General features: G+C 58.9%; 9 protein-coding genes. 2 read left to right on the top strand and 7 right to left on the bottom strand.

The annotated features are described in order from the left end of the window. Positions 1-90: 90 nt before the first annotated feature. Together AC19YQ_RS06265 and AC19YQ_RS06260 are read left to right on the top strand one after the other, a co-directional pair. On the top strand, positions 91-1,113 hold the full coding sequence (locus AC19YQ_RS06265) for an iron ABC transporter substrate-binding protein (protein WP_133076636.1): 1,023 nt from the start codon (positions 91-93) through the stop codon (positions 1,111-1,113). Continuing rightward, positions 1,113-2,666: an ABC transporter permease gene (locus AC19YQ_RS06260; protein ID WP_500594798.1), complete on the top strand. Its 1,554-nt coding sequence runs from the start codon at positions 1,113-1,115 to the stop codon at positions 2,664-2,666. Before AC19YQ_RS06265 ends, AC19YQ_RS06260 begins: the two co-directional genes overlap by 1 nt. Before the next feature lie 176 nt (positions 2,667-2,842). On the opposite strand, the gene AC19YQ_RS06255 is transcribed toward AC19YQ_RS06260, so the two are convergent. From AC19YQ_RS06255 to hfq, 7 genes are all read right to left on the bottom strand, one after another. Next, positions 2,843-4,777 carry a methyl-accepting chemotaxis protein gene (locus AC19YQ_RS06255; protein ID WP_500594797.1) on the bottom strand — a complete coding sequence of 645 codons (1,935 nt, stop codon included), beginning with the start codon at positions 4,775-4,777 and terminating at the stop codon, positions 2,843-2,845. Positions 4,778-4,911: 134 nt separating this feature from the next. Further along, complete coding sequence (locus AC19YQ_RS06250) at positions 4,912-6,201, bottom strand: adenylosuccinate synthase (protein WP_019826237.1); 1,290 nt, start codon at positions 6,199-6,201, stop codon at positions 4,912-4,914. Between the two features lie 54 nt (positions 6,202-6,255). Next, on the bottom strand, positions 6,256-7,443 hold the full coding sequence (locus AC19YQ_RS06245; RefSeq protein WP_339474802.1) for an ATP phosphoribosyltransferase regulatory subunit: 1,188 nt from the start codon (positions 7,441-7,443) through the stop codon (positions 6,256-6,258). 416 nt (positions 7,444-7,859) lie between these two features. Further along, positions 7,860-8,735: a protease modulator HflC gene (gene hflC, locus AC19YQ_RS06240; protein ID WP_133076640.1), complete on the bottom strand. Its 876-nt coding sequence runs from the start codon at positions 8,733-8,735 to the stop codon at positions 7,860-7,862. Beyond that, the gene (gene hflK / locus AC19YQ_RS06235) at positions 8,735-9,916 is read right to left on the bottom strand and encodes an FtsH protease activity modulator HflK (protein ID WP_133076641.1); all 1,182 of its coding nucleotides are present in this window, start codon (positions 9,914-9,916) and stop codon (positions 8,735-8,737) included. The genes hflC and hflK overlap by 1 nt, the downstream gene beginning before the upstream one ends. Before the next feature lie 96 nt (positions 9,917-10,012). Further along, entirely contained in the window at positions 10,013-11,314 is a 1,302-nt protein-coding gene (gene hflX / locus AC19YQ_RS06230) for a ribosome rescue GTPase HflX (RefSeq protein ID WP_133076642.1), read from the bottom strand. Between the two features lie 13 nt (positions 11,315-11,327). Then, positions 11,328-11,588 (bottom strand): RNA chaperone Hfq, encoded by a 261-nt coding sequence (gene hfq, locus AC19YQ_RS06225; protein WP_016783304.1) that lies wholly within the window; start codon positions 11,586-11,588, stop codon positions 11,328-11,330. Positions 11,589-11,653 lie beyond the last annotated feature (65 nt).

Raw genomic sequence — 11,653 nt, 5'->3', positions numbered from 1 at the left:
ACAATTGGACGCTGGGTCAAGCGCACTTGAGAAACGATATCGTTTATTATTGTTACAAGTTTTGTAGTACCCAAGCGAGGAACCCAGCGAATGATGCTCCGAAATACCCGGCTTGCGACATCCCTACTGCGCGGTCTGACTCTCTCCATTCTTGGTCTTGCACTGACCTCTCCCGCCCACGCTGGCGAACCTGTGTCGCTGACGCTGTACAACGGCCAGCACAAGGAAGTCGGCGACAACCTCGCCAAGGCCTTCGAGGCCAAGACCGGTATCCACGTCAACGTGCGCAAGGGCAGCAGCAACCAGCTGGCCAGCCAGATCATGGAAGAAGGCGACCGCTCGCCTGCGGACGTGTTCTACGCAGAAGAATCGCCGCCGCTGAACAACCTGGGTGAGCAAGGCTTTCTGGCCAAGGCCGATGACAGCACGCTGCAAGCACTGCCCAAGGAGTATGTAGCGGCCAACGGCACCTGGATCGGCGTCACTGCGCGTACCCGCGTCGTCGCGTTCAACCCGAAGAAGATCAGTGAAGACCAGTTGCCCAAGTCGGTACTGGATTTCGCCGATCCGCAGTGGCAAGGCAAGATCGGCTTTGTTCCCACCAGCGGCGCTTTCCAGGAACAGGCCGTTGCAATCATCAAACTGCACGGACGCGAAGCCGCCGAAGAATGGCTGACCGGCCTGCGCGCTTTCGGCAAGACCTACACCAACAACATGGTGGCGCTCAAAGCAGTAGAAAACGGTGAAGTGGCCGCGGTTCTGGTCAACAACTACTACTGGTTTGCCTTGCAGCGCGAGAAGGGCCAACTGGACTCCAAGCTTTATTACTTCACCGATGGCGATGCGGGCGGTTTGGTGACCGTGTCCAGCGCTGGCGTGCTGAAGGCCAGCAAACACCCCAAGGAAGCCCAGCAATTGCTGGCTTACATGGCCAGTGAAGAAGGCCAGCGCGTCATCACCAACACCACCGCTGAATACCCGATGCGCAAAGGCATGGTGTCCGAGCGCGGCCTTAAGCCATTTGAAGAGCTGCAACCGCCAAAAGTGACCCCGGCCGACCTGGGCAACGCGGAAGAAGCGCTGGACCTCGAACGTGATGTAGGCCTGCTCTGATGCTGTCTGGCGCCCAACCTGCACGCTTTACGCCCACCCGCAAAAAGCCTTCGATCTGGCTGTTGTTGCCCGTCCTGCTACTGGTGGGCCTGAGCCTGTTGCCGCTGCTGTATGTCGGCACCAAGGCCTGGCAAGCCGGATGGTCTGAAGCACTGCACCTGTTGTGGCGACCCTACGTTTTTGGCCTGATGCGCAACACCCTGATGTTGATGGTCGGCGTCACCGTGACCTGCGCGCTGATCGGCCTGTCCCTGGCCTGGCTGCTTGAACGCAGCAACCTGCCGGGACGGCGCTTGTGGGGTGTGATCCTGTGCCTGCCGTTTGCGGTGCCGGCGTTCGTCAGCAGCTTTACCTGGGTCTCCCTGAGCGCCAGCTTTGAAGGCCTGGGCGGAGCGATCCTGGTGATGAGCCTGTCCAAGTACCCGCTGATTTTCCTGCCGGTCGCGGCCACCCTGCGCAACCTTGACCCGGCCCTGGAAGAGTCGGCCCGTACCTTGGGACAGAACCGCTGGGGGGTGTTTTTCAACATCACCCTGCCACTGCTCTGGCCCTCGCTGCTGGCCGGTTCATTGTTGATTGCCCTGCATATGCTGGTGGAGTTCGGCGCACTGTCGATCATTGGGCTGCAAACTTTCACGACGGCGATTTATCAGCAGTTCGAGCTGGAGTTCAGCAACGCCAACGCGGCGATGCTGTCTGCGGTGCTGCTGGTGATGTGCCTGAGCCTGTTATGGCTGGAGTTGAAAGTGCGCGGCAAGGGTCGCCATATTCGCATCGGCCAGGGCGCGGCACGCCACGCCGAACAAGTACGCCTGGGCAAGTGGTCGGTGCCGGGGCAACTGTATTGCCTGGCGCTGGCAGTGGTTGGCAGCGGCATCCCGCTGGGCATGCTGGTGTACTGGCTGGTCAAGGGCAGCTCGGCCGCTTTCCCGATGGCCGAGATTGGCGAGGCATTGCTCTCGTCGCTGTCATTGGCTTTGGGCGGCGCAGCGCTGTGCCTGGTCCTGGCCGTGCCGGTTGGATTACTGGTGGTGCGCTACAAAGGCCCGCTGGCGATCTGGGCGGAACGTTTGCCGTACCTGCTGCACGCCCTGCCGGGGCTGGTCATTGCTCTGGCGCTGGTGTACTTCGCCCTGCACTTCGTGCCGGCGCTGTACCAGACTTCAGCGTTGCTGCTGATTGCCTATGCCCTGCTGTTTTTGCCGTTGGCGCAGGCACCGATCCGCACAGCCCTGAACAAGGCAGCACCGCAACTGGAAGAAGCGGCCCGCACGTTGGGTGCCACATCGTTTTCGGCATTTTGCCGGGTAACGCTGCCGATCATCTTCCCGGCCCTGGGGGCAGCGTTTGCCCTGGTGTTTCTGGATGCCATGAAGGAGCTGACCGCCACCTTGCTGCTGAGCCCCACCGGGCTTAACACCTTGGCGACGCAGGTTTGGTCCCATACCTCGAATATAGAATTTGCAGCGGCGGCGCCTTATGCGGCGTTGTTGATTCTAGTGTCGGGGCTACCGGTGTACTTGCTCACCACGAAGATGTATTTGAGCCGCTAAACGCCAAGAGGCTCGTAGCAGTTGCCGAGCCTGCGAGGCTACGTCCGATTGCGAAGCGATCGTAAAACCTGAGCACACGGTTTAACAGTTACACCGAGCACTCTGACTTTACGACGGCTGCGCCGCCGAACGCAGCCGTCGTCCCTCGGCAGCTGCTACGGGATCATGTTGCTTCTTTACGCCCTGAACTGCCCCAGGCTCGCCTTGAGCTGCGCCGCCAACCCGTCCAGCACCTTGCCGCTGGCCGTGGTCTGGGTCACGGCCTCGGCCGCACGCTCGGCCTGGGCGTGGATCACCTCAACCCGCCCGCGCACCGCATACGCACCTTGTGCCTGATGCTCTGCCGCCTTGGTGGCCTCGCCAATGGCCGTGTGCACCTGTTCGACCGAGGTCTGTACGGTTTGCTGCAACTGAACGCTGCCACGCAGCACAGCCAACCCCTCATTGGCCTGACGCCCTGCCAGACCAATCGCCGCAACAGCCTCTTTCGCGCCCTGCTGCAATGCCACGATATGGGCCTGTATATCCCCTGTGGAGCTTTGGGTTTTGCTGGCCAGCGCCCGCACCTCATCTGCCACCACCGCAAAACCGCGCCCCGTCTCACCCGCCCGCGCCGCCTCGATGGCCGCGTTAAGTGCCAACAAGTTAGTTTGCTCGGCAATGCCGTGAATCACCGTCAGGACGACTTCGATCTGCTCGCTTTGTTGTGCCAGGCGCTCAATGACCTTGGCGCCCTCGCCTACCTGCCCTGCCAGCGCCTCGATCAGGCCGCCCACCTTGGCCGAGGTGCGAGTGTTTTCATCCGTGGCCTGACGGATATCGACCACCTGCTTGAGCGCAGCCTGCATTGCCTGGCTTTCGGACTGCGCCGCATCCGCCATGGTCGACAGCGCGTGCAGGCTTTGCGCGACCTCATCACGCTGTAGTTTCGCGGCAGCATCCGCGCCCGCGTTGCGCAGGGTCATCACGCCGATCTCGATGCCGGTACGCTGCGCCACATCCCCCGCTTCACGCACGATGGGCTGCAGCTTGTCGACAAAGCGATTGACCGCCGCCGCCATGTCGCCGATTTCATCCTTGCTGTTCAGGCCCACACGCTTGGTCAAATCACCTTCGCCCGCGGCCAGATCATCCAGGGCCGCAATCAGCAACAGCAACTTGTTGACCACACGCCGCCCCAGCACCACGGCCAGCAACAGCAACACCCCAAGGCCCACAACCGCCAGCCCCATGCCAATGCGCCAGCGCAAAGTGTCAGCCGCCTCGCGCACGGTTTGCGCAGTGTTGGCCTGCATCTGTGCCGCAGCAGCCTGCGCCGACTCCAGCCGTGCCCCCAGTGCCGCCGAACTGTCGCTGGCAGCGCCTTGCAGGCTCTCACCGACCAACTGCTCGCTGTTGACGATCAGGGTCGCAAAACGTTTATCGAGTGCGGCCAGATCCTGCTCAACCGAGGCAGTGGAAACCCCCATCAGTACTTTGCCGATTTCGACCCCATTCGGGTTGATGGACGCTTCGAGGTAGTACACCGACGGATCGTGACGGGCCGCATCGAGAACTTTATCCAGCGCCCGCTCCCCCCTGCCCTTGGCCAGGAGGGCCTGGTTGATCGGGATATCGCGATTGAGGTATCGAGTCAGATGTTGACCTGTAGCGTCGTCATACACCACGAACAACACATTGGGATTGCGCTGAGCGCGACGGGCGAAATCGGACAGCGTGGGCACGTCATTGTCCCAGATGGCACGGGGCGCCACGGCGGCCAGCAATTGCGCCATGTCGTTGGCCGAATCCTGCAGGTTCTTCTCCAGCGCTTGCTTGAGTTGCATTTGCTCGTCTTTCAAGCGCGGCTCCAGGCCCGCGGTGAGACGCTGACGGGTACTGGCAGACAGCGCTTCAAGGCTGCTTTTGACTTCACGGCCGGCCTGCTCCAGTTCGGCCGTCAGCTTTTGACTGTCAGCCCCCAGACGGGTGTCCAGATCGGACTCCAGGGCCGTCACCGTGCTGCGCGTCAGTGCGACAGCCACCAGCACTTGCACCAAAAGAGCGATACCCAGGGTAACGAATACAGGCCGAAGCAGACGGCTTTGTAACAGTGAGAGAACGGCAGACACAGAAAACCCTCCACTTAGATGCCATTATTTTGATAGCACGCTTATTGACGGTTATCACAGCAAGGGTCGTGCCGCACAACAGGCAGAAACAACAAAAGGCCCCGAAGGGCCTTTTGTTTTACATCGACAGCGACTTAAGCGAACGGGTGACGCAAAACGATGGTTTCGTTGCGGTCCGGGCCAGTCGAGATAATGTCGATCGGCGCCCCGATCAGTGCCTCAACGCGCTTGATGTAAGCACGTGCGTTCTCTGGCAGCTCTTCCAGGGTTTTGGCACCCACGGTCGATTCAGTCCAGCCCGGCACTTCTTCGTACACAGGCTGAAGGCCTACGTAGCTGTCAGCATCGGTCGGAGCAATTTCAACACCATTTGCGTCTGTGTAGCCTACGCAGATGTTGATGGTTTCCAGACCGTCGAGTACGTCCAGCTTGGTCAGGCAGATGCCCGAAATGCTGTTCACATCGATAGCGCGACGCAGGATGACGGCGTCGAACCAGCCACAACGACGAGCACGGCCGGTGGTAGCGCCGAACTCGTGACCTTGCTTGGCCAGGTGAGCGCCGACGTCGTCGAACAGCTCAGTCGGGAACGGACCCGAACCTACACGAGTGGTGTAAGCCTTGGTGATGCCCAGGATGTAGTCGAGGAACATCGGGCCAACGCCCGAACCGGTGGCAACGCCGCCAGCAGTGGTGTTGGAGCTGGTCACGTACGGATAGGTACCGTGGTCGATGTCCAGCAGCGAACCCTGGGCGCCTTCGAACATGATGTCTTTGCCAGCACGACGCAGGTCATGCAGCTCGGCAGTCACGTCCAGCATCAGCGGCTTGAGCAGTTCGGCGTATTCCTTGCACTCGGCCAGGGTCTTGTCGAAATCGATGGCTGGCTCTTTGTAGAAACCCACCAGCATGAAGTTGTGGTAGTCCACCAGTTCACGCAGCTTGGCTTCAAAGCGCGGCATGTTCAGCAGATCGCCAACACGCAGGCCACGACGAGCAACCTTGTCTTCGTAAGCCGGGCCAATGCCGCGACCGGTAGTACCGATCTTCAGCTCGCCACGGGCCTTTTCACGCGCCTGGTCCAGCGCAACGTGGAAGGACAGGATCAGCGGGCAGGACGGGCTGATACGCAGGCGCTCGCGCACCGGTACGCCTTTCTCTTCCAGCTTGATGATTTCACGCAGCAGGGCATCGGGAGCAACCACGACACCGTTGCCGATCAGGCATTGCACGCCTTCGCGCAACACGCCCGACGGAATCAGGTGCAATACGGTTTTTTCGCCGTCGATTACCAGCGTGTGGCCAGCGTTGTGGCCACCTTGGTAACGCACTACAGCGGCAGCATGTTCGGTCAGCAGATCAACGATCTTGCCTTTGCCCTCATCACCCCATTGGGTGCCCAGGACTACGACATTCTTACCCATAACACTTGTCCTCATTCGCGCAAACTTGGTGCCGGCAGCCGCCGGCAGGAAAACTCAAGAAACCAGCGGCACTACTTGCCACAGGCCGTTCTGCTGAATCAATTGGCGGTCGCAGTCTGCCTCATGGGCCCCAGCCTGCTGTTGCCCAGGCAACGCCTGAACCACACGCTGACCTTCACTGCGAAGCTGGCAAACCTGCTGCCAGAGTGCCGCGTCTGTGCTGTCAGGCATCCAGATACCGCCAGACGGTAGCTCGACTTCAGCACGCCCCAGGGTCACCAGGGTTTTCAGATCGGTCGAGAAACCGGTAGCCGGACGGGCACGTCCGAAAACAGCACCGATATCGTCATAACGACCGCCCTGGGCGATGGAGTCCCCAACGCCCGGTACAAAGACCGCAAACACCACACCTGTGTGGTAGTGATAACCACGTAACTCACCCAGGTCAAAATACAGCGGCAACTGCGGGAAACGCACGGACAACCCCTCGGCAATCGCCACCAGGTCATCCAGAGCAGCCAGCACGGGGGCCGGAGCCTTTGCCAGACGCTCACGCGCAGCAACCAGCACTTCGCGGCCGCCACACAAACTAACCAATGCCTGAAGCATGCCTGCCAAATCAGCCGGCAAACCTTCGGTCAAGGCCGTTACTTCGTCGATCGCCTTGCGTTGCAGGGCGTCGAACAATTGTTGTTCCACTTCAACCGACAGGTTGGCCGCACGGGCCAGACCACGGTAAATACCAACATGCCCCAGGTCCATGTGCACATCCGGCACATCGGCCAGTTGCAGCATCGCCAGCATCAGGCTGATGACTTCAACGTCGCTGCTAGGGCTCGCATCGCCATACAACTCGGCACCCAACTGGATCGGGCTGCGCGAGGATGACAACGCACGCGGCTGCGCATGGAGCACGCTACCGGCGTAGCACAGACGGCTTGGGCCTTCGCGACGCAGGGTATGCGCATCAATGCGCGCCACTTGCGGCGTGATGTCGGCACGAAAACCCATCTGGCGACCCGTTTGCGGGTCAATAACCTTGAAGGTACGCAAGTCGAGATCCTGGCCAGCCCCTGTCAGCAGGGACTCCAGGTATTCGATATGCGGAGTGACGACGAACTCATAGCCCCAGCTCTGGAACAGATCCAACACCTGACGGCGCGCCACTTCGATGCGGGCTGCCTCAGGTGGAAGTACTTCTTCGATGCCATCTGGCAAGAGCCAGCGGTCTACCGTTGCCATTACGCCATTCCCCTATGATCCGGGCGGCCAGCCAGCAGGCGAGCCTTGAGTAAAGCAGAACGTGGCTGCGTCTTGAACGCGCACAGCAAAAAAGCCCAAGCGACAGGCTTACACAGCACATTCCTCGAAAAATCTGCCGATGCTGTAACAGCCATTCGGTCAATCAAACATGCAGACGCAAAAAAGCCGGGAATTTCCCGGCTGCCGCATCATACACCCGTTTTCTAAAAGGATCACCCCGCGAGGCCATTTGACCGCCCGGCGGAGTGAAAGCAGGGTCTGTGATGAACATGCCAACCCCTCTGAAAACAGTGTGGGAGCGGGCTTGCTTGCGATGGCATCAACTCGATTTATCAGACAGACCGAGTTGTTTGCATCGCGAGCTAGCCCGCTCCCACAGGTTTCAAGCGTTTTTACTACTGTGCAGGCTTGGATTTTTCCAGGTAGCGGAAGAAATCGCTGCTTGGGTCCAGAACCAGTACGTCGCTCTTGTTCGCAAAGCTTTCGCGGTAAGCGCGCAGGCTGCGATAGAACTTGTAGAACTCTTGATCCTGGCCATACGCCTTGGAGTAGATCGCAGCAGCCTGGGCATCACCATCACCGCGTGACTCTTCGGACTGGCGATAAGCCTCAGCCAAGAGTACGCGGGCCTGACGATCGGCGTCAGCACGAATGCCTTCTGCCAGCTCGTTACCCTTGGCGCGGTGCTCACGAGCTTCACGCTCACGCTCACTGCTCATACGCTCGAACACGCTGCGGTTAACTTCCTTCGGCAGGTCGATAGCCTTGACCCGAACATCGAGAACTTCGATACCCAGCTCTTTTTCAGCCATTTTGTTCAGCGATGCAGTCAGTTCTGCCATCAGCGCATCGCGCTCACCGGACACAACTTCGTGCAACGTGCGCTTACCGAACTGGTCACGCAGACCCGATTCGAGACGACGCGACAAGCGCTCGTCAGCAACCTGCTTAAGACCCGAAGTCGCAGCGTAGAAGCGACCCGCATCTTTCACACGCCACTTGGCGAATGCATCAACCATTACTGCTTTCTTTTCCAGCGTCAGAAAACGCTGAGTCGGTGCGTCCAGCGTCATCAAGCGGCCATCAAACTTGCGCACCTGGTTGACGTAAGGAATCTTCACATGCAGACCCGGCGGAACATCGTCCTGCACCACACGGCCAAAGCGCAACATAACGGCACGTTCGGTTTGTGAAACGATGTAGAAGCTGTTCCAGGCAACAATCGCCACGACAACGGCAACAATAAGGGCGATCAGCGATTTATTGCTCATCAGCGACTCTCCCTGGTACGCGGTGGTGTCGGCATTTCCGACTTGGCATGAGATGCCGAGTCGTTATTGCCCGCCGCAGCTGCCGAACCCGTTGCCGGGTTGCTGCCATTACGGCCTTCAATCATTTTGTCCAATGGCAAGTACAGCAAGTTGCTCTGGCCGTTTTTGTTGCCGGTCACGAGTACTTTGCTGGTGTTGCTGAAGACATCCTGCATGGTGTCCAGGTACAGACGATCACGCGTTACATCCGGAGCCTTGCGATACTCGGCAACCAGTTTGGTAAAGCGGTCGGCTTCACCCTTGGCACGAGAAATCACTTCATCACGATAGCCGTTGGCGTTTTCGATGATGCGCTGGGCCTGACCGCGCGCTTCCGGCACCACGCCATTGGCGTAGCTTTCTGCCTGGTTGCGGGCACGCTGCTCGTCTTCACGGGCACGGATCACGTCATCAAAGGCTTCCTGTACTTCACGCGGTGCCGCTGCGTTTTGTACGTTGACCTGAGTGACAGTGATACCGGTCTTGTAGGTATCCAGGAAGCGCTGCAAGCGTTCCTTGATGTCTACAGCCATCTGCTCACGACCTTCGGTCAACACCTGATCCATCGCCGTGGAACCCACGACGTGACGCAGGGCGCTTTCGGTAGCCTGTTGCAAGCTGACTTCCGGTTGATCAACGTTCAACACGAAATCACGCAGGTTGCTGATTTTGTACTGCACGGTCAGCGGTACTTCGACGATGTTCTCGTCTTCAGTCAGCATTTGACCCTGCTTGGTGTACGCACGCTCACGCGTCACGTTCTCCATGTACTTTTTATCGAACGGCGGGAAGTAGATGTTCAGACCCGGCCCAACGGTGTCGTAGTACTTGCCCAGGCGCAGCACGACGGCTTGCTCCTGCTCATCGACTACATAAACAGCGCTGTACAGCCAGGCAGCCGCCAGTACGACAAGGCCGATGCCGAGCAGGCCGTAACCGGCGCCCTTGCCATTCGAACCACCATCACTGCCGCTACCGCCAGTACGTTTTTTCCCACCACCGAACAACCCATTCAGGCTTTCCTGCAGCTTTCGGAAGGCCTCGTCGAGATCTGGTGGTCCCTTGCGGTCGCCATTATTAGGGCGTTTGCCACCCCAAGGATCTTGATTATTCGAGTTGCCACCCGGCTCATTCCAAGCCATAGCGCTCTCCATCTGATAAAGCAAAGACGCGCCCACGGCGCGCCGACCAATGCTACAGAATGCCTATCACAGCGGCACAGCCGCTTTGCGAGGCTTTTATTGCAAAGTGTGTTCTTCGATGAATTCCAGCGGCTGCATCCCTTCGCGGCTGACCAAGCGGTTCAACTCGGCTCGCGGCAGGCGTACGTCCAACAGACTGGAGCCCTCATCGTCATGCTCTTCCTTTTGCACAACACCCAATTCGAAGAACTGTGCACGCAGTCGAGCAAAACGTTGCGGCAAGCGCAAGGTGCCAACAAACAAATCATTGCCCAGCAACTCGGCGATGGCCTGTTCAAGCAACTCCAACCCTTGACCATCACGGGCCGACAACCAGACCCGCTGCGGCTTGCCATCGGCATCACGCTGGATCTGCGGCTCGACACCTTCAAGCAAATCGATTTTGTTGTAGACCTCGAGAATCGGCAAGTCCTGCGCACCAATTTCGCCCAGCACCACCATCACCTGCTCGATCTGAGCCATGCGCTCAGGTTCGTGCGCATCAATCACATGCAGCAGCAAATCGGAATTGCTCGACTCTTCGAGCGTAGACCGGAAAGCTTCAACTAGCTTGTGCGGAAGATGGCGAATGAAGCCCACGGTATCGGCCAGTACGATCGGCCCCAGATCGCCTAGATCAAGGCGGCGCAAGGTCGGATCGAGCGTGGCGAACAACTGGTCAGCGGCGAATACGTCAGAGCCGGTGACCTTGTTGAACAGCGTGGATTTGCCGGCGTTGGTATAGCCCACCAGCGACACCGTAGGAATATCGGCGCGCTGGCGGCCTCGACGGGATTGCTCCCGTTGACTGCGGACTTTTTTCAGGCGGGCTTTGATCTGGCTGATGCGTACACGCAACAGACGGCGGTCGGTTTCGAGCTGGGTTTCACCCGGCCCGCGCATGCCAATGCCGCCACCCTGACGCTCAAGGTGAGTCCAGCCACGCACAAGACGCGTGCTCATGTGGTCAAGCTGGGCCAGTTCGACCTGCAGCTTACCTTCATGGGTACGGGCGCGTTGAGCGAAGATATCGAGAATCAGCCCGGTACGATCAAGCACGCGACACTCGAAAACTCGTTCGAGGTTACGTTCCTGACTGGGCGTGAGCACGTGATTGAAAATCACGATGTCTACCTTCTCGGCCTTGACCAGGTCGCGCAACTCCTCGACCTTGCCACTGCCAATCAGGTATTTGGCCGATGGCCGATGACGCGGCACGTTAAAAAACGCGACGGTATCGGCGCCAGCCGACACAGCTAACTCCTGGAACTCCTGCGGATCTTCGCGCGCCTCAGGGTCCTGTCCTTCCAAGTGAACGAGGATTGCTCGCTCACCACCACCGTGGCGCTCAAAGAACAAAGGATGCTCCTATTTAGGCGTTACCTGGTTCAGCGTCTGCCAGATCCGATTCAGTTGCGCTAGGCAGACGAATTGGACGTACTGGTACGACTGTCGAAATTGCGTGTTTGTAAACCATTTGGCTGACGGTGTTTTTCAGCAGAATCACGAACTGGTCGAAAGACTCGATGGTCCCCTGCAGCTTGATCCCGTTGACCAGGTAGATGGAAACGCCAACCTTCTCTTTACGCAAAGTATTCAAGTAAGGGTCTTGTAGCGAATGCCCTTTTGACATATGCCGCACTCCTGTAAGGATAAAAAATAGAAACAAAAATTAGATGACCGCTGTCGCCACATCCA

It is taken from the genome of Pseudomonas sp. MF06569, assembly GCF_059862735.1.
The sequence above is the reverse complement of the archived record's forward strand: the minus strand, read 5'-3'. Positions and strand labels throughout refer to the sequence as shown.